Consider the following 21797-nt stretch of genomic DNA (forward strand, 5'->3'; position numbering starts at 1 on the left):
TATGCTGAATGAAGGCTGAGTTATGAGCTTTATCCGTCTATTTTCGACACATCAAGTTTAGGTTTATGAGGAAGGAGCTTACTGAATCGCCGTTGAAGGCGGCGTTACTCTTCCCGACTGACGGTCTGTTTTTTGTTCATGTTCATACCCATTCCTCGCTGTAGTCGTTCTGTTCTTGCAGCCACTCTGGCGTATCCAGCCTCTCCAATACCCCCCACATCTCTGACTGGTAGGGCTCGGGCAGTATCTCTATCCAACTGCTGGTACTTGTATGGCCCTGTGCCTGGTACACCTCGCCGCAGAGCTGGACCAGCATCGGCCAATACTGGTCATCTGCGAGGATCGCGTATTCATCTGCTTCGGCTTGGTCGGTTAGCGGCTGGCCGTCGGCTAGCCAATCCAGCTCGCTTGGTATCGCTTGGCACGACTGCAGCTGGCCGTTCTCAAGCCAGAGGGTGAAACCGTCAGCTATGACGCTGCCGCCTGCCCGCAAACGGCTTATAGAGAAGGGAGATAGCCCCCATTGCTCCGTCATTAACTGATCCGCGAACGCCGCTGGATCCGGCTGCGTACAGTTATTGTCAGAGCTCCAAGGAGCCGGGCTGTCGCCCGACTTAACCCCAACCCCCAAACCTGACCCCCCTGCGGCCTTGGTGGCCTGGTAGGTGCCTTCGGGTACCACTTCCCACCCTTGCAGGCGGGTCTTGATACCCAAGCGGGCGGTGTGCAGTCCCATCAGGCGCTTGATGTCTTCACCGTAGCAGTTGGCCTGCTCCTCGATGAGGTGGGCCAGCTTGATGGGGTGCTCGGCACGAGTGGCCAGTGCCCCGCCCATAGCGTGGAGGTAGCAGCGAAAAATGCCGTTATCAGCGGCATAGCGGGCAGCCTCAAAGCGCGGGTCTTGCAGCACGGGTTTGGGTGGCCCCACCAGATCGCCGTGCTTCTTGGCGTTGCTGATGCGGCGCAGCTCGCGCCATACCCCGACTGGGGCACCGCCGATCTGCTGGAAGGTACGGATCCCCCACCAACTCGCCCAGGCGCAGGCATGCTGGGCACCTATGTCTGCTTTGGTGCCAGCTTCGTCATCCCCATCGACGTGTTCGCCATCGATGTTTTTGGCGATATAGGCGGCGATGTAGCCGGTGGCATCTCCTTTGGTTGGGTCGATCTCCTTCCAGTCAAAGCGGGGGGTGATGTCGGTGAAGGGGATCCCCAGGTTATTGCGCTCCAGCTCCTGGAGGTTATGGCTCAGGGCGTAATGCTGGAGGGCGCTTATCACCCGCCATTTGTCGGCCGGGCGCATAAACAACAGCAGGTGCCAGTGAGGGGTCCCGTCATGGTGAGGCTCGCAGACCCGAAAGCCATAGAGCGGCATGCCCCAACGTTTCAAATATGAGCGGGCACGGCTCCACAGCTTTCCCATATAGGCGCAGGTTTCGCGCGGAGTGGCGCCTTCATACTTCTCGTTTTCGATGGTCTTGCCGTTGCGGCCTGTCTTCCAGGAATGGAAGCGGCTCGGGGTTGTCCAGGTGAAGAACACCCCCACATGACCCTGCTCCTCGGCGTAGTCCTCAAAGCCGCGCATGCGGGTCATCATTTCATTGCGGCGGTTGACCGGGTTGGAGGTGCTGGCTTCCCAGCAATCCTTCATCGACACCACCAGATCGTGCTGGGCGTTCATCACCTCCGACTCTGCCAACCAGCGCAGCATGGCCCGCTTGCGCTCGCGCACCACCTTCATGGTGGCGTTCGAGATATAGGCGGATACCCCTTTGCGCACCTTGCCGAGCAAAATGGCGATGTGCTCCTGCAGCCTGTCCCAGCAACGGTTAACCCTGCGTTCCCACCACTTGGCAGACAGCAGGCGCACCATCACCCGGATAATCCATTCATCCTGGTTTTCCTGGCGCTTGAACTTGGGCATCCTAGGGGGGGTGAACTTCCACTGATCGGCCGGTTGGCGGATGGCTTCCCAGGTCAGCAGCAGATCCGGCTCCTCGCCGGCTTTGATACCCTGTTCGATGTGGCGCCAGATCGCGGCCGTCTGGTTGGCGAACAGGTGGGCGACACGCTTGCGCCCCTCTTTTCATCGCGCATGGCCTGCGGGTCGACCGGGATCGCCTGGATCAGACCGCGCACCCATTTAGTGCGCTCACGTAACCAGATGTTGGCGCTGCGGCAGTTCCGGCTTGTGCCATCTTTACGGCGGCGCATGTACTGTTTGAACAGAGTCAGGGTGAGCTGTGATGACAGTCCATCGAGCAGTTGAATGGCCCAGACCAGATCACTCTGGCCTGGGGTGCCGGTAAAGACGGGGCCAAGGGCGCTGGTGTCGATGCCGGGCAGGGAGTTGGAAAGAGTATCGATGCGCTGCCGCAGTGTCCTCTTGGACAGCGGCAGCTTGGTGGTGTGGTGGTTCATTGGGTAGCGATACCTAGCAAGGAGTTGAGGGCACAGCGGTGGCCCTTGATCACCAGGGAGGAGTGGTCACAGATGCGACGAGTCACCGCGCACTGGCGCAGGGTCAGTGCGATGGTGGCCCTTGGCCTTGGCGAGAGCTGGCGGCACTCGATGAGCAGGTGCTGGTACCCACGCAGGCGCGCACTGGCGCCCCGCAGGTCTTCCCACCACCAACCCAAGTCCCGCTCCATCATTGATATCAGGCGGTAGTTCATTTGATGGTCGCCCCCAGTCCGTGCATGGGCGACACATCCGCCCACCAGTTTGCAATGGTGGTTGCCAGCGCGGTTTCAGCACTGCCCAGCGCCAGCCAGTACAAGGCGCGGATCGCGCCCAGTACCAGCAGCTCATCTACTTCTGTTCGAGGGCAGTCACTTGTTCTCTCGAACTCTGCGTGTGCCGCTTGCCAGTGTTTGGTCAATTGGCTGACCGATGCCGGCGGCTGCATATGAGCTGGGCCGGTTTCGCTGCCTAGCTCATCAGTCGGGGCCTCCAGTTCAAACAGCTCATCTGTCATGCCTCGTCCCCCATCACTGAATCGTCATCCAGCAGATCTTCTGGCCTGCTGGTCACAATCAGCTGCACCTGGATGTACTGGCCGCCCGAGTAGAGAGCCCCAAGGGCGATGCGGTTCTCCTGTTCGCCGCTTGCCAGGAGCTCGGTCAGCAGCGGCAACAGGGTCAGCTCAGCCCGTTGGGCGATATGAATGGCGTCAATGCTCATGCTGGCTCCCTCCGATTTATCGCGCGGAGCCGCTGATGTGCGGTGTGGCGAGTGATAACGATGGACATCGTCATGCCTTTGCTATCTGGCTGGGGGCTTGCCCGGTCAGCAGCCAGTCGATGTGCTGTTTCAGGTCCGGATGGTTGGCAATCAACAGGAACAGGCCGCCGCCAATCTCGCGGTACCCCAGTTCGTAGTTCTTAATCGTGGTGGGCGGAATGCCCAGCAGATCGGCAAACTTGGGGCGGCTCAAGGCCAACTGTTCCCGCAACTGGCGCAGGCGTTTGGCAGCATGATGGTTCAGCAAATTGATCTGGGTCGGTTGTGCGGTCATGGTCAGGTTCCTTGTTAAGCGGTGCAGGTGGGGATGCGGTGAAACAGAGAGGCCCAAGCCAGCGCTGTGGAGCGCTCGATAACCGCAATGCCGTCGGGATATTGGCTAAGACGGGCGCCATACCGGCCCGTCAGCTTGCGTTGCTGGATACGAAGGTTGCGCAGGGCGCAGGGGATCGCTAAAGTTGTCATATCGACTTCCTGGGTAGGTTGTTGATGAAGGCCCGCTTGGAGTTACAGCTCCGTAATGCGGGCTTTTTTATTGCCCGATGGCACACGGACCATGCCTGCTCATCTCACTGGCGGCCAGCACGGCCCGCTTCATGCGCAGCTTGGCGGCTCGCTCTTTCTTCTCTCTCTCGATATCTCCCATCGGTCTGGTGGTTGGTGCCGGGTGCCACAGCTTGGTGTCACAGCCGCAGCGGAATCCGCCCTGATAATCCAACGCAATCACGGCCAGCCGGATGGCTTCTCGCTGCTGGTGTGGCAGTGCAGACAGGGTGGCGCTCATCAGTTCGCCGCGTGGTTGATGGGCAATGGCGCAAATAGCAGCCTTCTTGGCTGAGCTGATCGCTAGCCAGTCGGTATCCAGACTTGAGCGCGTCATGCCGAACAGTTCGCGCAGTAGCAGGCAGCCTGCTGTATTCATTTCGATTTGCTCTAGGGGCGTCAGGCCAGCCAGATTGCGTTGCTCGGTATTTGGTTGTTGCACGGTGGGTTACTCCTTTTCACATGGTCATGCTTTGGATCAGGATGTCTGATGCGCATGCCAGGGCTGGTACCGCCTGAAAGCGGGTTTCAACGTCATGGATCAAGATGGCGAGTGAGCCCATGGCCGACGTGGCCACGCTCACCAGGGTGTTGCGTTCAGAGCGGGTTATCCGGCCGCGTTCAGTCAGCTCCAGTGCCCGCTGGCCAATGCTGGCGATCTTGGCGTTCAGGTCGATCGCCTGATGGGGGAGGGAAGGTGCGCGCTCTGCCTTGGGTATCGCCACGGCAGTGAGGCCACACTCGAGCAGCATGCCGTCGAACAGGGTCTCGTCTCCCTCGGTGGCGTGATAGAGAGCAATCAGCTCCCGAGCAGTCAGCTGATGTGGTTGCTCTGGATTCAGTTTGTTGCGCAGCATCTGCTCACCGATACCGGCGGAGCGGGCTACCTTTGCCAATGAATGACCTGCGGTAAAACGCGAGCAGGCCGAATCTAAGTGCTGTAGAAAATGCGGCTGTTTGGTGGTGCTTTGTTCAAACATGGTCTTAAGCCTCTGGTTTGCGCGACACTTTGGGTGTGCGCACAGACTTGACGGCTGGTACGGTTCCTTGCTGATTCATGGCTTGCTGGGTGTAGAGCACTAGGTTAATCAGCACTTTTTCAGACCGCCCCATCTTGGGCATGATGGGGATACGCCCAGCCCGCACGTAGTTCTGCACTGTGCGTTGGGTCAACCCAGTACGCTCAGAAAAGCTTTCGACCGTGCAAACCGGGGCATCGATATGGATGGGGGCTATGATCATGGTGTTGCCTCCTGCGGCTTAAGTTACGCGCAGCCTTGCGCGGCTTGGGGCTGAGCGGCTTTTAACTTGCCACCAGTCAGCGACTCGATCTTGTAAGCGCTACTTTCCGGAACGATGTCGTCCCACTGGGATACTGCAGACCTGGTAATTCCGAGCGCATTGGCTGCTTTGCTCACACCACCGAAGTACTCAAGGACATCATTTTTTTTCACCGAACCTCCAATGTCAGATAGCTTAACTTTGTTAAACATGCTTACGTTTTATGATGGTAAGACCGCTTAACATTGGTGGCAAGCACTTTTGACATCCTTTTGTTTAGAGTGCTAAACATGAAAAGTGAACGCATTAAAGAACTAAGGAAGAAACAAGGACTTACCCAGCAAAAGCTGGGTGATCTTGTTGGGGCTAGCAGAGCCTCGGTATCGCAATGGGAAAGTGGTGAACATTCACCCAGCGGTGACTATCTGATCGCACTTGCAAAAGCGTTTGGGGTATCCCCTCACTGGCTTTCTACAGGGAAAGGTTCGCCCGAGATTTCGAATGTCGAGCCAGCCGTCATTCCGCAGGGGACTCGGATACCGATTCTGAGTTATGTCCAAGCAGGTAACTGGCGGGAGATGTGTGAGCAGGCCAGTTCCTTCGATGGCAATGTCGAATATGTGTCGGTAGGTGGGGATATCGGACCTTACGGCTTTGGCCTTTGGTTACGTGGCGACTCTATGTTACCGCTGTTCAAAGAAGGGGATCTCATCATCTTTGATCCCGACGAGTCTCCCCAACCAGGGGATTTTGTCGTGGCCAAAAATGGTACTGATGGAGCAACTTTCAAAAAATACCGACCCCGTGGCATTGATGAGAACGGGCAAGAGGTGTTTGAACTTGTTCCCCTCAACGACGATTACCCCTCCATGCACTCCGACCGGCAGCACATCCAGATCATCGGCGTGATGGTAGAACACAGATCATTTAGAAATAGACGTGCGGGCTTCTAACTGAGCTTTTGATGTAGCTTAAGACATGAAAAGTAATTTGGCATTGTAGGTCTCTAGGTATTTAGCTATTGAATTATGTGAAAAAGGATACTCATGGTGGCTGAGCAACAAGGTGAATCAAGGAGTGGTGCCCAGGGATTTGATTCATGTTTGATTAAAGGCAATAGGGAAGAAATCAAAGACAAGTACATCAGTAGTGGGTTTGTTGGACATAATGTCGAATTTAAATATAAGGTTTTTATACGCCTTAATGCTACAGCCAAGACAAGAGTCGTTGGCGTGAATTTTGAACATAGCATATTTGATAGCTGTTATTTTAATAAATGTGTTTTTGACTCATGTACATTTGATGGATGTAAGTTTGTTGGTTGTAATATGAGAGGGACCACATTTCCTGGGTCTTCATTCAAATATACAACGTTTGAAAGATGCATTGTAGATGATGATATTCTTTCCCATGCACCGGAAGAAGAAAATTTAAAAGCAGCCTTTGCTCGTAGTTTGAAAGTTAACTATCAGCAAATCGGTGCTGCTGAGTTGGTTAATAAAGCAGTTGAGTTAGAACTAGAAGCTACCGGTGCTCATTTATTGAATTCATGGATATCGAGCAAAAAATATTATAGAGATAAATATCAGGGGTATAATAGGTTCAGCCAGTTCAAACAATGGATTAAATTCAAGGCTCTTGATTACCTTTGGGGTAATGGTGAAAAACCCAGTCGTCCAGTATACATATTACTAGCACTGATATTTTTACTAGGGATTGGAGATAATATTATCTACCATCACACCCCAGATAGTATTAGTGGATATTTTTATGGTGTGCTTCATGCATTTGCCGAAGTATTTGGAGTGACACTTCATGATATTGGTCACGAACCATATCCTAATATTGTAAAATGTGCGTTAGTGGTTAGTAGATTGATTTTGTTTGCATTTTTTACAGCATTGTTAGTTAGAAGGTTTAGCAAGCGATGAGCCTACACATATATGCCTTTGGATCTATTTGTCGTGGAGAGTATGAATCCAATTCGGATGTGGATTTACTTGTATGTACATCTGGTGAGAATGAAAACTATGATAAAAATAAATTTTCTATATATGACTATCATCGGTTGAAAGAGCTTTGGAAAGAAGGTAATCCATTCGCATGGCATTTAGCATTAGAAGCTAAAATGATATATTCTTCTGATGGTGTTGATTTCGTTCGGGAACTCGGTAGACCAGCTCGTTATTCAAATGGGGAACAGGATTGTCTAAAATTTAAGGCTCTTTTTGATGATGCCTGTGAGCAACTAATTACATATAATACAAGTCAAACATTTCAAATCTCATGTGTTTTTTTAGCTATTAGGAATTTTGCTACATGTTATTCATTGCATGAGCAGAAGCCAGTTTTTTCTAGATACTCACCATTTAAAATATCGCCAATATTACAGCTGACACCAGATATCTATTCAATTCTCCTCAGAGCTCGTGTTTTATCAACTAGAGGGGTGGGTGATAGATTACGTTCAGATGAAATTGAAATTGTTAAAGATAATTTAAATGTGGTAAGATCATGGATGAATGAGATATTAGGAGGGTTTTGTAATGAGTGAATTTCTTAATAGAATCAAGGCTCAAAGCGAAATGCTACGCGTGGTAAACTCATATCCATTCACTGAAGAATTATATGGTCTGTCATCTGGGGCAATCGAGCGGTGGGTTATATCAAATTCTTTGGTAGAGTCATCGGCACTGGTTTTATTGGTTAAAGAGGTAGCAGGGAAGCTTTTCTTCTTGGCAAATAAAAGTCAGGAGCAAGTAACTAACGACTATAGAGATATGTCAAATGAGGTTATGTCTTTAATTGAAAAGACAAGAGCCACTCTAGAGTTAGATGATAGTCTGAAGTCAGAAAAATAAATATCACGTTTTTCATCGCCATATGCTGATTTTGGCATCGGGTAGGGGATGCCAGCTATAGCTGGCATCCCCTCGACTTCATTGGACTAATTCATGCCGTTGCTAGCACCGTATCCCTGTTTGGGGAAGAGCCCACGCCCCCTGGAGGCCAGAGGTAGTCAGTAACAGATGGGCTGCAATAAGGCACAATTTCCATATGCTCATCGCGGCCTTACCAAACAGGTCTGTTGAATTTGATGAGGCAACGTTGAGTTTAGTTACACTTCACCATGTATGTCTCAACCTCAACCAAACACTGCCAATAGCCGTTGATAGCTGTATATAATGACAGTTGTTTGGTGAGGTGACTATGGCAGTAAGAAAACAGACATCCGGCAAGTGGCTGGCCGAGGTTTACCCTGAAGGGCGACCGAGCAAGGCCAATCCCACCGCGCCACGTTTGCGTAAGCAGTTTGCCACCAAGGGCGAGGCGCTGGCGTTCGAGCGCTTTGTGCTGGATCCGGACAAGGGCAAGCTCTGGTTGGAAGGGCGGGGAGAGCCGACCGATGGCCGGCACCTTTCCGGTCTGGTCGAACTCTGGTTTGGTCGCCATGGGCAGAGCCTGCGCGATGGCGAGGCCCGTAAATCCAAGCTGTTGACCGTCTGCCACTCCCTCGGTGATCCGCTAGCGGTCAATTTCACCGCCCGTGACTTTGGCGCTTACCGTGAAGCCCGCCTCTCGGGGGATATTACCGATCGGCGGGCCATCAGTCAGGAGAAGCAGGGAGTCACCCCCAACACGGTAAACCGTGAACACGCTTACCTGCGCGCGGTGTTTAACGAGCTGAAAAGGCTAGGAGAGTGGCAGGGGAAAAACCCACTCGATGGCCTGCGGGCCTACAAGGTGGCCGAGGTCGAGCTCGCTTTTCTCTATCCCGATGAACTCAAGCGCCTGTTGGCCGCCTGTGGCGAGAGCCCCAATAACGATTTGCTGATGGTGGTGAAACTCTGTCTTGCCACCGGTGCACGCTGGTCTGAAGTGGAAGAACTGGCTCAGTCCCAAGTATCCCCAAACCGAGTGACCTTCACTCGCACCAAGAGCAAGAAGAGTCGCAGCGTGCCTATTAGCCCCGAGATCTACGCCCAGTTGCCCAGAAAGCGCGGCCGCTTGTTTGGCGACTGCTATCGTGCCTTCGAGATGGTGGTTGAACGGGCAGGGCTGGAGCTGCCATTTGGGCAGAACACCCACGTACTGCGCCACACCTTCGCCAGCCACTTTATGATGAACGGCGGTAACATTCTGGTACTACAGAAGATCTTGGGCCACTCCACCATCGCCATGACCATGCGCTATGCCCACTTCGCCCCCGATCACCTGGAAGATGCGGTGAGGTTGAACCCGCTTGCCGTCTGTGGTTTAAATTGAAGTCACCTAGGGGGGGGGGGGGGGGGGGGGGGGGGGGCTAGGTCATCGGATGTTTTGAATGGATAAGTCATTGTCAGACATTGACCTGTGCGAAGCGCTGTCCGATCTCTTTGTCGATAGCGAGGTCGACTTCGAGTACATCGCTCGGGTTGCACGAACCTTTCCCATTCTCCATGTGGAGAAAGCTTTGTTCGAGTGGGTGGCACCAGTCTGCCACACCAACACCCTGACTCCAGTACCATCGATCTGGACCGGCTTTGAACGCGACTTACTTTGGACGGAAATTCAGAGCTTGTTGGCGGAGGGGGCCAAGGCCGGTTTTGCTAGGAAACTCAGCATCACACTCAGGCAGTTTTATCTGAGGCGGAAGTTTGCCGATGAGTGGCGCAAGCTGTCGGCGCTGCTGGCAGAGAAGGGATAAAAGTGGCGACAGAGTGGCGACAAAATTTTAAATGGGTGGTCATTTTTGGCCGTCATTGGTTTACTAACTCATTGATTTTTATGTAAGTGCTTGTTTTATCACAGGGCAAAATCAGATTTAAAATCCCTCGACGTTCGCGTCGTGCCGGTTCGATTCCGGCCTCGGGCACCATTAAAATCAAAGACTTACGAAGGCCACTAGCGATAGTGGCCTTTTTGTTTTTGGCCCAGTGTCCACATTTGATCCACACAGATTTATTCCGGTAGATCTTCCAGCTTCACTTCGAGTTGTACGCGGTTGGTGTAACCCTGGTTGGTGAGGCCGTGCACCACCTGAGTGAGCAGCCAGGGGGCGGCGTCGATGTCGGGTTTGAATCCCCTGACGGTGGTGGGCTGTTCGGGGTAAAGCTCGGGGCGGCCCTTGGCCAGGGTGATGTCGAACTCGGCCACCCCGCGCTGGGTTCCCATTCTGCGCGGGCGGCCTGCATGGCGTTGATCTGGTTGGCGTAAACATGGCACAGCTCTTTGACGTTCTCGCTGTAGCCGACCAGCAGTTCGTGTTCCTTCTTGTTGACGCCCACGCCCGGCGGTAGGGGCCGTTCCGGCTTCGGCTTGGTCTTCTTCTTGCGCTTCACCTCGATTTTCTTCTTCTCGGCTGCCTTGTTGTCTTGCCAGTAGGCCGTCACGCCGGTGTAAGCGTCGCGGTCAGCCACCGAGAAGCGGTGCTGATAGCCATCTTGGCGGGTGATGGCAGGCCATCAAGCCACACGGGAAGAGGGCATCGTTGAGGTCGATGAGACCTTCTTCCTTGAATCGTTCAAGGGGCAACGGGGACTGCCGCGTCCGCCACGTCGTCGCGGTGGTAAAGGGCGAACTCGTGGCACAGGGCCGGATTACATCCCAGTGATGGTGGTGCAAGACCGGGCAGGCCACCATGCAGATTTTCAGCTGGAGTAGATGAATGCCAAGACGGTGATAGAGCTCTTGAAGCCGCTGGTGTCACCGGAGGCGGTGCTGTGTAGCGATGGTGCGGGCGTGTATGCCAGTTTCAGCCAGGCACAGGGAGTAACCCATCAGGTAGTGCACAATCGTCAGGGCGAGCGAGTGGTTAGTGCGTATCACATCCAGCATGTAAACGGGTATCACCATCGGTTGAAAACGTGGATGGATCGATTTCATGGTGTGGCGACCCACTACCTGAAGAACTATCTGGGTTGGCGCAGGATGCTGGAGCGTTACGGCAGGGGTGTGAATATCAAAGCGTGTTTGCATGAGGCGCCCCATGCAACACGTAATTGGGACATAGCCATTGTTTTGGGCAATGGCGGGGAAGGCGAGGGGAGGCCATTGTGTAATGGTGTTTCACAATGGCCAAGAGACAGTTCGGTCAGCTACCCTTCATTGTTTTGAATAGAGACGCCAGTTGTTCCACTCCATCAAAAGTCGCAGGGAGATCACTGTCATTACTTACAAGGCCAGAGAAAATCACAGTTTCAAAGCGGTCTAGTGTTACATCACTATTTTTCTTTATGGCAGCTGCGTGTTCTGAATAATGCTGAATAAATCTACACAGAGTCATCCTTAATTCAATTTGTAAAACTTGAGCGCAAACTGACTTGTAGTTAAAAAGGAGGACTCGAAAAAAGTATAACAATATAGCTGCAAATGAAATTACTGGTAATAAGTTGAATAATTTATTTGATATATTGCCTTCATCTTTTTTGCTAGATGTCTCATTTTTTTCTTCACTAACCGATGTGTCTTGTTTATCTTCTTTTGTTGGTTGGTGCTTTCCATTACCTTCAAGTGAGGTAGTAACAGGTGTGCTTGGAAAGTATATGTCACATATTTTTGCTGCAAAAGGTGATATTGTCAAAATAGCCAAAAAAAAACATCAACCCAATCAGCCTGTTTTTCTCTTCTACCTTTCTTTTGTGGAGCTTATCAAACCCTTGGTGTAGACCAACAAAATTGAATGCATCAGTATAGCCTTCAATAGATTTTTTTAGATTGTCAGCTTTCTCGATTTTTTCAGCTAATTTATCATTCCATTCTTGTGTTAATGAATTAGCACTGGATACTGTGCCTGAAATTTCTTTTATAACTTTAACTTCAGGACTGCTCATTAACTTTCTAAATAAATGCGTTGAGAGATCTCTCATGGTGAAATTAATATACTCTTGCGCATTCTCACTAAAGTTACCAGTGTTATCTTTTGATAATTTAATCACGTTGTTATAATCAGAGGATAGTTCAATGCCACTTGTTAAATATCCCTCATAAAATAATCTAAATGATGAGATATAAAGTGCTTCAACTTTCCCCCCTTCATCTGAAATACTATTGTTAAATTTATTTAAGCGAGTAAGAAAACTATCCCCAATGTCAGAAATACCGAATGAGCAATGCTCATCCCAGAAGGCGGGCTCTTTGATAAATGCACTTAGCATTATATAGATGCCATTAATTAAACTTCGATCAAAATCTAAAACCTTCCCGTTATTTACATTTCTTTCGCAATACTTGATAGTATTCTTGATGATTAGTTCATTCTCTTCTTTAGAAAAAAACACAATGCAATCCTTCTCTTTAATTATTTTATACAACAGAATTAATTTATCTTTTTGAGAGCCTGATTATCTGTTACTTAACTTTGTTACATCTTTGTCTGATACGTCTTCTGATTTATGTCTTAGGTACCTATAGATTGGTCTTGGAGTGTTCATTGTAACTCTTGGTGTGAAGTATTTTACGCTTGAGATAAACCAAAGGCCCGTATGGGCCTTTGGTTTTGTGACTGTTGTATCAACAAGTTACCAGCCGATAGCCTTGGGCTCGCGGCGCAGGTGGGGGAGCAGCTTGGGCCAGTCGCTGTCGCCGTGGGTGTTGGGTTGGATATGGCGGGTGCGGTCGGCCAGGATCTTGCGGGCCTGGTTCAGGGTGTAGGGGGACTCGTGGATGAAGGAGTAGTAGCGGCCGGCGTCGCGGTGTTCGGCGACCTCGAGCAGGGGGTAGAAGCTGCGGGCGGCCTCCATCATCCGGTCGGCGGCGCGCCAGCACCAGGTCAGTGTACAGAGTTCGTCATCGGTCAGGCTGATTGTCGGTTGCGGGCGCTGGGTGGCGGCAAGCTGTTCGGCCATCCAGTTGAAGGCGTTGATATAGGCCTCTTTGGTTGCCGCAGCCTTGGCGCCGGTGAAACCCATCACCACAAAGATAAAGCCGTCCTTGGTCATCTCATACGCTGGCCGTGCCTCGCCTTTGCCATCCATATAACTAATGGCCGCAAAATTGCGGGCGTTGAATTTTGTGGAGCATTCGAGGTTACGGATCTTCTTCAACACGTCGTCATGACGCTTGCCAAAGAGCTCTGCCACTTTCAGTGACGTGGTGACAGGTTGGCCTTGTTGCAGGCTGATAATCTCGGCAGGGGTAAGGTTGGTGATGTTGCCCATGATGTGATTCTCCGGTTCTGGTTAATCGTCACCATCGACGCCAATCTCTGGTGACGAACTGGACAAGGTTGGCGTACCGGCGAACCAAAGGAAACCGGCGCCCCGAAGGTCCCCTGCCCAGCCCGCCATAACTGAAATTGCGGGTACTGCTGGGCCGCACAAAAAAACACGCAGGCGCGTGTTATGCGCTTTAGTTCAAGTCGGGACGCCAATCCCGGCAACGGATTTTGCCGTTGCCCACGCAGTATCGCGCAACCAACCGCAACCAACCGCAACCAATCAACCACCAATCGACACAAACCCGCCCGACCGCACACAACACCAGTAGCAGGGTAGCGATTTCGGTCAGGGGATGTCTGTTTTTTGAAGAAGTACACACAGAATGGCAAGCTAAGGATGGCACTCATGCCAACTGGTCTCTTGAGCGTTTCATGTTAGGTCATTTCTTCTTCTCATTTTCTTCAGGTGCAAAATGGATCTTTTGTACTTGGTCATGTCGTAGCAATATGGTGCCATCTTTGTTCCAGAATGCGCAATGTGTTGTGTTACAGACTACACGCATGTATGGGGGATTCAGTAGCTGTGGGGATTCATAGATATTATGCGTTGTTGAAGATAGAAATTCTTGCTGATGTTGATTAGCCTCTTCATTCCCTTGCTGCATAGATAAATAGCCAATTAATATTGGGGTAAACATAATAAATAAGCATAAAAATGATTGAATGATATAAATTAAGGCAGAGTCTACTTGAGAAACTATACCTTTAATTGTTGCTAGTTCTCCATTAGAGGGTTTTTTAGGTCTGGGTATTTTAGATACTGCTTTCGTTAGCCAGTTAACGGCACGCAGCCTTGGTTTATTGGCGAACAACGCCAAAACGAGTAAAATCAAATATGCAGTCAATAATATTTGTAGCCAAAGCCAATATTTCAGCCCTGGGACAAGTGCTAACACACCCCAGAATATAGCTGTGTCAACAGGTATCGGAAACTCGACAGAGTCAAGTTTATATACGTCCATAAAACCTACATATTTCATAAATCCAATTATATAGATTACAACGTATATTAGTGGTAAAAAGAAAACCACACCCTTAACAATTCCTTTTACATTGAATGGCTTTACAGGATGGAAACTAGGTTTTCTCTTATTTCTGAATGACTTTATTCTTTCTCGTAGCTCGGTTAGTTCTTCTGCAGTTTTCATTTCTTCAATATTCGCCATATTGTATGTGAATCACGAAATACCCAGCTTTTAACCATTCCCTTGGGGGTTCTGAATGCATCCTAATGGTTTTTATTCTTGAATGCTATCCCTTGATTGTTTGGGTATGGTCTTTGATTTCCTCGAGATTCATATTGCGATGTGGATCAACAACAACTCCTCCAACCGCTCCACCTCATGATGGGTGATGCCCAGCAGCTCCCGCGCCGGATAGCGGATCTCGCGGCCCTTGATGCGGTCTTTGAGGCCGTATTGGTGAATGGTGGCGAGGCGGTTGGCCGAGCCAACAAACTCGACTACAGCCTGATGCTCGGTGCTGGTTGCCTTGAGCCAGCGGGGGCTGACCAGATGCTGAAACATCTTGCGGCGTGTGGCGCCGCGTTTTTCGCCAGCTTCTTGAGTGGTTTGCGCGGGGGCATGGGGTTGCCATCTGGCTGGATGTTTGCCCGGATCCGCTGAGTCTGGCTGGCGCGCAAGGTGCGGGCCATTTCGCCAGCCAACTGGCGTCGTGCAGCAGGCTCCATACTGGCCAGCAGGCCATCGGCCCAGCTGGTCAGGCGGCTCAGGTCGTCGGTGGCCATGGCTGATGCTCCCCGTTGATGAAGAGTTCCCAGGTGATGCCGTCGTATGGGTCTTCCGGCGGCTCCGGCAGGTGCTCCCAGCCTATCCCCTGTTCGTTCTGCCAGACCCTGACCCGCTCGGTCAGCTTGACGGTGATGATGAGGTCCATCAGGTCGTTTGCGAGGTATTCGGCCTCGAAGGTGATGCCATCCTTGCGCCGTTCATCGTTGGTTATCAGCTCGGGCTGGTGTTGGCGCAGCCAGGCCAGCAGCGGCACCATGATCTGATCCGGATGGCCGGCGAAATCTTCAATCCCGATAGAGAGCGGGTATTGCCACTCGAACGAGAGCGAGCGGGCACCGGTGCTTTCGACGTTACCAGGGGCGATGAAGATGTGCAGTTTGTCCGGATTGGTCTTGAGGTGCGGCACGCAGTTGGTCAGCACTTCACGGATCTGTTTTGGCTTTTCCATCTCCACTCCTTTGTTGTTGCTGCCGTTGCTGGCAGGTGATGAGACTGTCTACCTTGGCGGCGTAGCTGGCCCAGGCTGCCTCGGTCTGGGTCAACTGGTCGAGCAGGTCGCCGTTATTGGCCGGGCTGGCCGGTGACAGTTGGCAGGGGGTCAGCCCCTGACAGGTGAGCCTGATAATCTGCGGCGCCGGTGATGGCGGTGCGCTGGAGCAACCTGATAACAGGATCAGGCAGAGGGCTATCAGCCCAAGACCTAAGTTCAGCATTTTCACGTTTGAGCCTCTTGATGGTATCGGCGCGGGTGGCAGCGGTCATCGACAGTTCGCCCAGCTGGCTTTGCAGTTTGGCGGCGGTTTCTGCCTGGGCGTTCAGTTCGCCAGTAAGGGTGTTGATGGTGGTGTCTTTGAGCCGTTCCCGCCGCTCGGCCTCTTTGGCCTTGTCGTCGGCGGCCTTGAGGTCACTTTGCAGGGTGGTGACCTGGCCCTCTGCCGTGGCGGCCGAGGTGGCAGACCAGCCCCAGCCGCCCAAGGCGATGGCCAAGGCGATCAGCAACCAGGTGAGGGGTGTAGTGGTCTAATCATCCCGGACACCGTTTTAGGTGGTACAGTCGTCACCATGACTAGAGGTGTTCAATGACAAGATTACGTCGCTCATTCACTGCCGAGTTCAAGCTGGAAGCCGCATGCCTAGTGCTCGACCAAGGCTATTTCGTCCCCGAAGCCAGCCGTTCACTGGATGTCGGCACAACAGTGCTGCGTCGATGGGTTCAGCAACTTCAATCAGAATGAACTGGCACAACCCCTATCAGCAAGGCCCTGATCCCAGAGCAACAGAAAATCCAGGAGCTGGAAGCCCGCACCAACCGGCTTGAACGCGAAAAGGTCATTCTAAAAAATCTACTGCTCTCTTGATGGCGGACGCACTCGAACGTACGCGCTGATAGACCGATTAAGGGAGCAAGCCTCTATCACCCTGGCCTGTTGCGCTTTCGGTATACCAACCTCCTGCTTTTACGACTATCTGGCTCGCAGGCGTACAATTGACCGTGAACGGGTGCAGCAGAGAAGTGAGTTACGGCGTCTGTTCAACGAGAGCAGAGGCTCAGCTGGCAGCCGGGCCTTAATGTCGATGATGCGGGAGTTGGGGCATCAGATTGGCCGGTTCAAGGTGAGTCGACTGATGAAGGAAGCGGGACTGGCCGTCCAAGCAACCTGGCTCTCATACCTACAAGGTCGCCCGGGCTGAACGACCAGACATCCCGAATCTGCTGGCGTATGAATTTGCTGCCCCGTAGCCCAACTAGGTGTGGCGATATCACTTACGTGTGGGCCGGTGGTCGTTGGCATTACCTGGCGGCGGTGCTCGACCTCCATACCCGGCGGGTCGTGGGCTGGTCAATGTCTGACAGACCTGATGTTGACTTGGTCGTGAAAGCGCTCGAGATGGCGTATTAGCAGCGAGGTTGTCCGTCCGGTGTGCTGTTTCACTCCGATCAGGGGATCCAATACGGCAGTCGGGTATTTCAGCAACGGCTGTGGCGCTATCGCATGACCCAGAGCATGAGTCGGCGTGGCAACTGCTGGGATAACGCGCCGATGGAGCGGCTGTTCAGGAGCCTCAAGACTGAATGGTTTCCGACCACGGGGTACATGAGCCTGCGGGAAGCGAAGCGGGATGTCAGCAACTACCTAATGAAATATTACAACTGGCGGCGCCCGCATCAACACAATGATGGGATACCGCCAGCAGAAGCCGAAAAACGGCTTAACTGTGTGTCCGGATTTAGTTGACCACTACAATCCCCTGGTTGTTGCGCTCCAGCTCCTGATGGTCATGGCTCAGGGCGTAATGCTGCAGGGTGCTGATCACCCGCCACTTATCGGTCGGGCGCATAAACAACAGCAGGTGCCAGTGCGGTGTCCCGTCATGGTGCGGTTCGCAGACCCGAAAGCCATAGACGGGGGTATTGCTCCGCTTGAGGGCGGCTCGGGTCAGGCTCCACAGTTTGGCCAGGTAGACGCAGGTTTCACGCGGGGTGGCACCTGCATACCGTTTGTTCTCAATGGCCTGGCCGTTGCGCTGCTGTGTCCAGGAGTGAAATTTGCTCGGGGCTGTCCAGGTAAAGAAGACCCCCACATGGCCTTGCTCCTCGGCGTAGTCCTCAAAGCCGCGCATGCGGGTCATCATTTCATTGCGGCGGTTGACCGGGTGCCCAATGGCGCGGCGGTACGTCAGCGGTGCTAGAACGAAGCGGTTCTTCAGAGACAGGTTATCTAGTCTGGATCGGGTTGCATGGCAACAAGGATGCCTTTCCCGGCCATGGTCAGAGGGGAAGGAGCCTGGGTGCAGGCTGACTGGTCTGCATCGCGTCAAACAGTTCAGCGCGCGCAGTGTCGAATCGCTCCCACAGGCCTGTGTCTGCCAGCGACGGTAACGTGACCGACTCGCCTTGGTCGAAACCGGCGAGGGCGGCGTCGACAAGATGCTCGGCAGACATCACAGTTTCTTGCGGCAATGCTGCCAGTGGTACCCCGGAAATATCCCAAAGATCGGTGGCTGTGGCCGCAGGTAGTACCACTTGAACCCTGATATTGGTATTGACCAGTTCTTGCTGCAGACCCCGGCTGAAGTTGAGAACAAAGCCCTTGGTGCCGCTGTATACGGCGCTGACCGGCAACGCATGAAGCGCCAATGCCGAGGCAATGTTGATAATGACTCCCTCGTTACGTGCCTTGAACGCCGGCAGCACGGCCTGCGTCAGGCGCGTCAGTGCTGTGATGTTCAATGTGATCTGCGCCAGTGAGTCTTTCAGCTGGGCGTCGGCAACTTGGCCCAGCTTGGCAATACCGGCGTTGTTCACCAGTACCCTGATGGCGGAATGACCCGCGAGGATGCTTTCCAGGGCAGCGAGGTCGGTTTCTTTCTCAAGGTCGGCCACCAGGGTGTCAGCCTTGATGCGGTATGTCTGTTCAAGCCGAGCAGCGAGACGCTGCAAGCGGTCACCGCGCCGTGCGACGAGCAATAGGTCATAGCCACGTTGGGCAAAACGATCCGCGTAGATGGCGCCAATACCGGATGACGCACCGGTGACAACCGCGATTTTTCGAGATGAGTTCATGGTATTCCTCTATCAATCAGGTGATTAACGTCTTGATATTCAGTTGGTTTTTTACGTCATTTTGATGACGACTTTACCCTTGGCATGGCCTTGGGCCAGATAGGCCAGCGCCTCTTTTGCCTGCTCGAACGGGAACACCCTGTCGATCACGGGTCGGATATGTCCCTGCTCGAGGAGTTTGCCGATTTCGGCAAGTTGAGCACCATCGGGGCGCGCAAAGAGAAAGGAGTAGGTAACGTCCCGCTTCTTCGCAAGGCGCATGATCTTGCGGCTCATCAACCGGAACAGGCAGGTCAGCACTATGTTCAGCCGTCGATCACGCGCGAATGCGGCGTCCAGCGGCCCAACGAGCGAGACGATCTTGCTCCCTGGCGTGAGGATGCCAATGGACTTCTCTAGCGCATCCCCCCTGATGGTGCCGAGTACGGCGTCGTAACCGCGCAGCACGTTCTCGAATTCCTGTTTCTTGTAGTCGACCACCTCGTCGGCGCCCAGGCTGCGCACCAGTGCAACGTTGCCCGTGCTGGTGGTGGTGCCCACCTTGGCGCCAAGGTGTTTTGCCAGCTGGATAGCGAACGTGCCGATGCCGCCAGCTCCCGCGGGAATGAACACCTTCTGGCCAGCCCGAAGATGTGCTCGCTCCTTCAGCGCTTGCCACGAGGTGAGCCCGACCATGGGGATAGATGCCGCCTGCACGAAGTCCAGATTGGCCGGTTTCAATGCGGCTGCGCTTTCCGGCACCACCGCGAACTCAGCGATCGACCCCGTACCCAGGTCGAAGATGTTTGCGAAGATGGCATCGCCTGGCTTGAAGCGCGTCACGCTGCTGCCGACCTCAGTCACCACTCCGGCCAGATCGCTCCCTACAGTGGCCGGAAATTGGAAATCCAGTATTGGTTTGAATATCCCGGTCAGGATCATGTTGTCGATCGGGTTCACGGCCGCAGCGTGGACTTCAACGAGTAGCTCGTCGGGCTTAAGCGTGGGACGGGGCAGGTCGGTGAGCCCGATGTCGGGCGACTTGCCATAGCGTTTGAAGGTGAGTGCTTTCATTGTTTGGCTTTTCATCTTTGGCCTTTCATTCATGTCGGATCACTGGAGTCAGTCAGAAAATCCAGCACAGCTGGCACAAAGGCTTGGTAGTGCTGGAAGATGCCCCCATGCCCGGCATTCGGGTAGATAGTCAGCTTGGCATTCGGCAGACGGCGAGCCATGTCGGCCGAATGGCGGCTGTCGACCATCAGATCACGGTCACCGTTGGCGACGAACACCGGTTGTGTGATGACAGATAGGTCATCTGGCTCACTCAATCCTGCAGTTCTGATGGCCTTGAGTTGTGCCTGTCTGGCCTGCAGGGAAATGGGTTTGTCACGGTTATGAGTGCGCTCCTTCAGCCAGGAGAAGTAGTCTTTTGCAGCGCGCTTGCCATCCGGCGTGCGGGGGAAAAACAAGAAATTCCTCGGATCGCTCAGCGTGAGCGCCGCTTTGAGGTAAGCGATGACGGCAATGCTGGTGATCCCATCGATACCGCCACCCCCCCGTGGTCCAGTGCCAGCCAGGACAATCCGACGCACCAGGTCAGGAGCCTGCAAGGCCACCATCTGGGCTACGCCACCGCCCAATGAGAAGCCGAGCAGATCGACGCTGCGAAGTCCCAAGGCACGGATGAAGGCGATGGCATCGCGCCCCATTTCCTCGATAGTCTGTGGCACCACTCCCCCCGAGGCACCCACACCGCGATTGTCAAAGGCGATAACCCGACGCTGCGCGGCGATGCCGTCGATGACACGGGGATCCCAGTCGTCGAGCACGGCCATCAGGTGGTGCAGAAAGATCACAGGTACGCCGGAGTCGGGACCGAGGGCCCGGTAGGCGAAAGGCACACCGCCAACGTCAATCGTGCGGGTCGGTACATCTTTCCATGTCACATTGCCTATCTGTGGTACCGCAGTCGCTGCGTCGGTACCTGAAGATGCTCCGGTTGCCGGGGCGATGCTTCTGGCGTTCGTGCTCATCAATGAAACCTCAGTGCCGGGTGGATTGCACATAGTCAAAGTGTTAGTATCAAATTAGTACTCACGATACGATCGATTCACCAACAAGTCACTATCAAAATAGTATGAACATGGAAAATAATTGCAATCTCTCCTGCCCGATCGCGCGCAGCTTGGCTGTCGCGGGCGATTCGTGGAGCATATTGATCCTGCGAGATGCCCATGCGGGCCTTACCCGCTTTGACCAATTCAGAAAAAGTCTGGGTATTGCCCCGACTATGCTGACCCGCCGGCTGGCGACCCTGACGGAGGAGGGGCTGCTAGAGAAGCGGCGCTACTCGGAGCATCCGCCACGAGAGGAATATCTGCTGACCGCTGCCGGTCACGACTTTATGCCGGTGCTCTTCATGATTGGCGCGTGGGGACGCCAGCACAGGGGCGGTGGCAAGCTGGTTCGTTTCCTCGATGCTGAAACGGGCACAGAAATCAAAGCCATCGCGGTGGATGAGGTCACAGGGGCCAAGATAGGGACTCGCCCTATGCGTATGGTCATGCCGGATGAAGTCTGACGGGGTATGTGAGCAAACGGATAGATGGAGAGGGTATGTGGTGGCGACTTCCTGGATCTGCTCGCACTGACACCGGCAGTGCCATTGTGAGTGGCTGACGGGGGGCAATCTTCATTGGCCTGCTTGTGACCTCTTCATGCGGCATGCCGGTGGGAAATGGATGTTGTTGCTCCACCAGGTTCATCCGCTGCAGCACTAGCCCGAAGAGATTAGCGATGTCGGTCTGGGCGCAGCCGGGTGTTTCAGCCATCTCTTTGAATGCAAAAGCCCCGCGGGTGGGGCTTGTTGTCAGGTGATGTTTATCCGGCCTCTATTTTTTGAGGTGCTTTCTGATGGCCTTGCCCGAGGTGCCGACGGCTTTCACCGCTCTTTTCAGCTGGACTTCGGTGCACTCGAACGTCTTGATCCACAGCTTCATCTCATAGGGGTCGTTGACGTTGATGCTCTTGGCATCGAGGGGATGGGCGATGGTATTGTTGTCAGGCATAGGAACCTCAACTTGTTGAAATGGTTGGCGAGACAGCTGTCCCGACTCGCTGCTCATGTTCCTCTATATAAGCCGTGGGCGTGGTGATGGGGCTCACACAACGCGGGTAGCGGGTGAAACAACGCACCCTCATGACCCCCGTCATCGGGCGTGGTGCCAGGATGATG

The 21797-nt window shown here is 53.4% G+C and carries 28 protein-coding genes and 5 pseudogenes; 9 read left to right on the top strand and 24 right to left on the bottom strand.

Features of this window, described 5'->3' with window-relative positions:
- Nucleotides 1-142: 142 nt before the first annotated feature.
- The 10 genes and pseudogenes from CK910_RS13245 to CK910_RS13285 all read right to left on the bottom strand — a co-directional run bounded on the left by CK910_RS13245 (nt 143) and on the right by CK910_RS13285 (nt 5279).
- A pseudogene (locus CK910_RS13245) lies at nt 143-2421 on the bottom strand (replication endonuclease).
- Nucleotides 2418-2675, bottom strand: a complete 258-nt coding sequence (locus CK910_RS13250; protein WP_098983619.1) for a hypothetical protein — start codon at nt 2673-2675, stop codon at nt 2418-2420. The pseudogene CK910_RS13245 and the gene CK910_RS13250 overlap by 4 nt, the downstream one beginning before the upstream one ends.
- Nucleotides 2672-2977, bottom strand: a complete 306-nt coding sequence (locus tag CK910_RS13255; protein ID WP_098983620.1) for a hypothetical protein — start codon at nt 2975-2977, stop codon at nt 2672-2674. The genes CK910_RS13250 and CK910_RS13255 overlap by 4 nt, the downstream gene beginning before the upstream one ends.
- Nucleotides 2974-3183 carry a hypothetical protein gene (locus tag CK910_RS13260; RefSeq protein ID WP_098983621.1) on the bottom strand — a complete coding sequence of 70 codons (210 nt, stop codon included), beginning with the start codon at nt 3181-3183 and terminating at the stop codon, nt 2974-2976. The genes CK910_RS13255 and CK910_RS13260 overlap by 4 nt, the downstream gene beginning before the upstream one ends.
- 70 nt (nt 3184-3253) lie before the next feature.
- Nucleotides 3254-3517 (bottom strand): helix-turn-helix domain-containing protein, encoded by a 264-nt coding sequence (locus CK910_RS13265; RefSeq protein ID WP_098983622.1) that lies wholly within the window; start codon nt 3515-3517, stop codon nt 3254-3256.
- 14 nt (nt 3518-3531) lie between these two features.
- Nucleotides 3532-3708, bottom strand: coding sequence for a hypothetical protein (locus tag CK910_RS24085; RefSeq protein ID WP_162829731.1), 177 nt, complete (start codon nt 3706-3708; stop codon nt 3532-3534).
- A 67-nt stretch (nt 3709-3775) separates the two neighbouring features.
- Nucleotides 3776-4228, bottom strand: a complete 453-nt coding sequence (locus tag CK910_RS13270; protein ID WP_098983623.1) for a hypothetical protein — start codon at nt 4226-4228, stop codon at nt 3776-3778.
- A 16-nt stretch (nt 4229-4244) separates the two neighbouring features.
- Nucleotides 4245-4766 (bottom strand): phage regulatory CII family protein, encoded by a 522-nt coding sequence (locus CK910_RS13275; protein WP_098983624.1) that lies wholly within the window; start codon nt 4764-4766, stop codon nt 4245-4247.
- A 4-nt stretch (nt 4767-4770) separates the two neighbouring features.
- Complete coding sequence (locus CK910_RS13280; RefSeq protein ID WP_098983625.1) at nt 4771-5028, bottom strand: regulator; 258 nt, start codon at nt 5026-5028, stop codon at nt 4771-4773.
- Between the two features lie 23 nt (nt 5029-5051).
- The gene (locus tag CK910_RS13285; RefSeq protein ID WP_253852689.1) at nt 5052-5279 is read right to left on the bottom strand and encodes a Cro/CI family transcriptional regulator; all 228 of its coding nucleotides are present in this window, start codon (nt 5277-5279) and stop codon (nt 5052-5054) included.
- 78 nt (nt 5280-5357) lie between these two features.
- Between CK910_RS13285 and CK910_RS13290 the strand changes: the two genes are divergently transcribed.
- From CK910_RS13290 to CK910_RS13315, 6 genes are all read left to right on the top strand, one after another.
- Entirely contained in the window at nt 5358-6020 is a 663-nt protein-coding gene (locus CK910_RS13290; protein ID WP_098985086.1) for a LexA family protein, read from the top strand.
- Between the two features lie 96 nt (nt 6021-6116).
- The gene (locus CK910_RS13295; protein WP_157774618.1) at nt 6117-6998 is read left to right on the top strand and encodes a pentapeptide repeat-containing protein; all 882 of its coding nucleotides are present in this window, start codon (nt 6117-6119) and stop codon (nt 6996-6998) included.
- Nucleotides 6995-7621 (top strand): nucleotidyltransferase domain-containing protein, encoded by a 627-nt coding sequence (locus tag CK910_RS13300; protein ID WP_098983627.1) that lies wholly within the window; start codon nt 6995-6997, stop codon nt 7619-7621. The genes CK910_RS13295 and CK910_RS13300 overlap by 4 nt, the downstream gene beginning before the upstream one ends.
- Complete coding sequence (locus CK910_RS13305; RefSeq protein WP_098983628.1) at nt 7614-7928, top strand: hypothetical protein; 315 nt, start codon at nt 7614-7616, stop codon at nt 7926-7928. The genes CK910_RS13300 and CK910_RS13305 overlap by 8 nt, the downstream gene beginning before the upstream one ends.
- 349 nt (nt 7929-8277) lie before the next feature.
- On the top strand, nt 8278-9333 hold the full coding sequence (locus CK910_RS13310; protein ID WP_098983629.1) for a phage integrase: 1056 nt from the start codon (nt 8278-8280) through the stop codon (nt 9331-9333).
- Between the two features lie 58 nt (nt 9334-9391).
- Nucleotides 9392-9754, top strand: coding sequence for a DUF7079 family protein (locus tag CK910_RS13315; protein ID WP_098983630.1), 363 nt, complete (start codon nt 9392-9394; stop codon nt 9752-9754).
- 254 nt (nt 9755-10008) lie between these two features.
- Here CK910_RS13315 and CK910_RS24365 read toward each other — a convergent pair whose 3' ends face one another.
- On the bottom strand, nt 10009-10221 hold the full coding sequence (locus CK910_RS24365; protein WP_253852690.1) for a hypothetical protein: 213 nt from the start codon (nt 10219-10221) through the stop codon (nt 10009-10011).
- A gap of 273 nt (nt 10222-10494) precedes the next feature.
- Between CK910_RS24365 and CK910_RS13325 the strand changes: the two are divergent.
- Nucleotides 10495-11059 (top strand): annotated as a pseudogene (locus tag CK910_RS13325) (IS1595 family transposase); the annotation flags it as partial.
- An 81-nt stretch (nt 11060-11140) separates the two neighbouring features.
- Here the strand turns inward: CK910_RS13325 and CK910_RS23750 are convergent.
- The 8 genes and pseudogenes from CK910_RS23750 to lysB all read right to left on the bottom strand — a co-directional run bounded on the left by CK910_RS23750 (nt 11141) and on the right by lysB (nt 16002).
- Entirely contained in the window at nt 11141-11638 is a 498-nt protein-coding gene (locus tag CK910_RS23750; protein ID WP_157774619.1) for a hypothetical protein, read from the bottom strand.
- Nucleotides 11595-12326 carry a hypothetical protein gene (locus CK910_RS13330; protein ID WP_098983631.1) on the bottom strand — a complete coding sequence of 244 codons (732 nt, stop codon included), beginning with the start codon at nt 12324-12326 and terminating at the stop codon, nt 11595-11597. The genes CK910_RS23750 and CK910_RS13330 overlap by 44 nt, the downstream gene beginning before the upstream one ends.
- A 240-nt stretch (nt 12327-12566) precedes the next feature.
- Entirely contained in the window at nt 12567-13205 is a 639-nt protein-coding gene (locus tag CK910_RS13335) for a Rha family transcriptional regulator (RefSeq protein ID WP_253852691.1), read from the bottom strand.
- 439 nt (nt 13206-13644) lie between these two features.
- Nucleotides 13645-14430 (bottom strand): hypothetical protein, encoded by a 786-nt coding sequence (locus CK910_RS23755; protein ID WP_157774620.1) that lies wholly within the window; start codon nt 14428-14430, stop codon nt 13645-13647.
- 129 nt (nt 14431-14559) lie between these two features.
- A pseudogene (locus CK910_RS24595) lies at nt 14560-15011 on the bottom strand (phage virion morphogenesis protein).
- Nucleotides 14993-15463 (bottom strand): phage tail protein, encoded by a 471-nt coding sequence (locus CK910_RS13345; protein ID WP_098983632.1) that lies wholly within the window; start codon nt 15461-15463, stop codon nt 14993-14995. The pseudogene CK910_RS24595 and the gene CK910_RS13345 overlap by 19 nt, the downstream one beginning before the upstream one ends.
- The gene (gene lysC, locus CK910_RS24205) at nt 15438-15692 is read right to left on the bottom strand and encodes an Rz1-like lysis system protein LysC (RefSeq protein WP_253852888.1); all 255 of its coding nucleotides are present in this window, start codon (nt 15690-15692) and stop codon (nt 15438-15440) included. Before lysC ends, CK910_RS13345 begins: the two co-directional genes overlap by 26 nt.
- The gene (lysB, locus tag CK910_RS13350; protein ID WP_253852692.1) at nt 15577-16002 is read right to left on the bottom strand and encodes an Rz-like lysis system protein LysB; all 426 of its coding nucleotides are present in this window, start codon (nt 16000-16002) and stop codon (nt 15577-15579) included. The genes lysC and lysB overlap by 116 nt, the downstream gene beginning before the upstream one ends.
- Nucleotides 16003-16094: 92 nt before the next feature.
- Between lysB and CK910_RS13355 the strand changes: the two are divergent.
- A pseudogene (locus tag CK910_RS13355) lies at nt 16095-17252 on the top strand (IS3 family transposase).
- Nucleotides 17253-17262: 10 nt separating this feature from the next.
- On the opposite strand, the pseudogene CK910_RS13360 reads toward CK910_RS13355, so the two are convergent.
- From CK910_RS13360 to CK910_RS13375, 4 genes and pseudogenes are all read right to left on the bottom strand, one after another.
- Nucleotides 17263-17679: pseudogene (locus tag CK910_RS13360) on the bottom strand (replication endonuclease); the annotation flags it as partial.
- A 106-nt stretch (nt 17680-17785) separates the two neighbouring features.
- Nucleotides 17786-18580, bottom strand: a complete 795-nt coding sequence (locus CK910_RS13365) for an SDR family NAD(P)-dependent oxidoreductase (RefSeq protein ID WP_098983635.1) — start codon at nt 18578-18580, stop codon at nt 17786-17788.
- Between the two features lie 51 nt (nt 18581-18631).
- Nucleotides 18632-19648 (bottom strand): NADP-dependent oxidoreductase, encoded by a 1017-nt coding sequence (locus tag CK910_RS13370; protein ID WP_253852693.1) that lies wholly within the window; start codon nt 19646-19648, stop codon nt 18632-18634.
- A gap of 14 nt (nt 19649-19662) precedes the next feature.
- Entirely contained in the window at nt 19663-20595 is a 933-nt protein-coding gene (locus CK910_RS13375; protein ID WP_098983636.1) for an alpha/beta fold hydrolase, read from the bottom strand.
- 104 nt (nt 20596-20699) lie between these two features.
- Here CK910_RS13375 and CK910_RS13380 point away from each other — a divergent pair, with 104 nt between their 5' ends.
- Nucleotides 20700-21143: a winged helix-turn-helix transcriptional regulator gene (locus CK910_RS13380; RefSeq protein WP_098983637.1), complete on the top strand. Its 444-nt coding sequence runs from the start codon at nt 20700-20702 to the stop codon at nt 21141-21143.
- 310 nt (nt 21144-21453) lie between these two features.
- On the opposite strand, the gene CK910_RS13385 is transcribed toward CK910_RS13380, so the two are convergent.
- Entirely contained in the window at nt 21454-21630 is a 177-nt protein-coding gene (locus CK910_RS13385; RefSeq protein WP_080741165.1) for a DUF3606 domain-containing protein, read from the bottom strand.
- Nucleotides 21631-21797: the final 167 nt, after the last annotated feature.

Origin of the sequence: Aeromonas sp. CA23, assembly GCF_002587065.1 — a bacterium.
Taxonomy (GTDB): Bacteria; Pseudomonadota; Gammaproteobacteria; order Enterobacterales; family Aeromonadaceae; genus Aeromonas; species Aeromonas bestiarum.

Bases quoted from the DNA above. Each gene is read 5' to 3' on its own strand.
- CK910_RS13345 (WP_098983632.1), bottom strand. From the start codon at position 15,463: ATGGAAAAGCCAAAACAGATCCGTGAAGTGCTGACCAACTGCGTGCCG.
- CK910_RS13310 (WP_098983629.1), top strand. From the start codon at position 8,278: ATGGCAGTAAGAAAACAGACATCCGGCAAGTGGCTGGCCGAGGTTTAC.
- CK910_RS13385 (WP_080741165.1), bottom strand. From the start codon at position 21,630: ATGCCTGACAACAATACCATCGCCCATCCCCTCGATGCCAAGAGCATC.
- CK910_RS13280 (WP_098983625.1), bottom strand. From the start codon at position 5,028: ATGATCATAGCCCCCATCCATATCGATGCCCCGGTTTGCACGGTCGAA.
- CK910_RS13365 (WP_098983635.1), bottom strand. From the start codon at position 18,580: ATGAACTCATCTCGAAAAATCGCGGTTGTCACCGGTGCGTCATCCGGT.
- CK910_RS24365 (WP_253852690.1), bottom strand. From the start codon at position 10,221: ATGGGAACCCAGCGCGGGGTGGCCGAGTTCGACATCACCCTGGCCAAG.
- CK910_RS13285 (WP_253852689.1), bottom strand. From the start codon at position 5,279: ATGTTTAACAAAGTTAAGCTATCTGACATTGGAGGTTCGGTGAAAAAA.
- CK910_RS23755 (WP_157774620.1), bottom strand. From the start codon at position 14,430: ATGGCGAATATTGAAGAAATGAAAACTGCAGAAGAACTAACCGAGCTA.
- CK910_RS13335 (WP_253852691.1), bottom strand. From the start codon at position 13,205: ATGGGCAACATCACCAACCTTACCCCTGCCGAGATTATCAGCCTGCAA.
- CK910_RS13260 (WP_098983621.1), bottom strand. From the start codon at position 3,183: ATGAGCATTGACGCCATTCATATCGCCCAACGGGCTGAGCTGACCCTG.
- CK910_RS13300 (WP_098983627.1), top strand. From the start codon at position 6,995: ATGAGCCTACACATATATGCCTTTGGATCTATTTGTCGTGGAGAGTAT.
- CK910_RS24085 (WP_162829731.1), bottom strand. From the start codon at position 3,708: ATGACAACTTTAGCGATCCCCTGCGCCCTGCGCAACCTTCGTATCCAG.
- CK910_RS13375 (WP_098983636.1), bottom strand. From the start codon at position 20,595: ATGAGCACGAACGCCAGAAGCATCGCCCCGGCAACCGGAGCATCTTCA.
- CK910_RS13255 (WP_098983620.1), bottom strand. From the start codon at position 2,977: ATGACAGATGAGCTGTTTGAACTGGAGGCCCCGACTGATGAGCTAGGC.
- CK910_RS13370 (WP_253852693.1), bottom strand. From the start codon at position 19,648: ATGAAAAGCCAAACAATGAAAGCACTCACCTTCAAACGCTATGGCAAG.
- CK910_RS13250 (WP_098983619.1), bottom strand. From the start codon at position 2,675: ATGAACTACCGCCTGATATCAATGATGGAGCGGGACTTGGGTTGGTGG.
- CK910_RS13265 (WP_098983622.1), bottom strand. From the start codon at position 3,517: ATGACCGCACAACCGACCCAGATCAATTTGCTGAACCATCATGCTGCC.
- CK910_RS13305 (WP_098983628.1), top strand. From the start codon at position 7,614: ATGAGTGAATTTCTTAATAGAATCAAGGCTCAAAGCGAAATGCTACGC.
- CK910_RS13315 (WP_098983630.1), top strand. From the start codon at position 9,392: ATGGATAAGTCATTGTCAGACATTGACCTGTGCGAAGCGCTGTCCGAT.
- CK910_RS13380 (WP_098983637.1), top strand. From the start codon at position 20,700: ATGAACATGGAAAATAATTGCAATCTCTCCTGCCCGATCGCGCGCAGC.
- CK910_RS13290 (WP_098985086.1), top strand. From the start codon at position 5,358: ATGAAAAGTGAACGCATTAAAGAACTAAGGAAGAAACAAGGACTTACC.
- CK910_RS13275 (WP_098983624.1), bottom strand. From the start codon at position 4,766: ATGTTTGAACAAAGCACCACCAAACAGCCGCATTTTCTACAGCACTTA.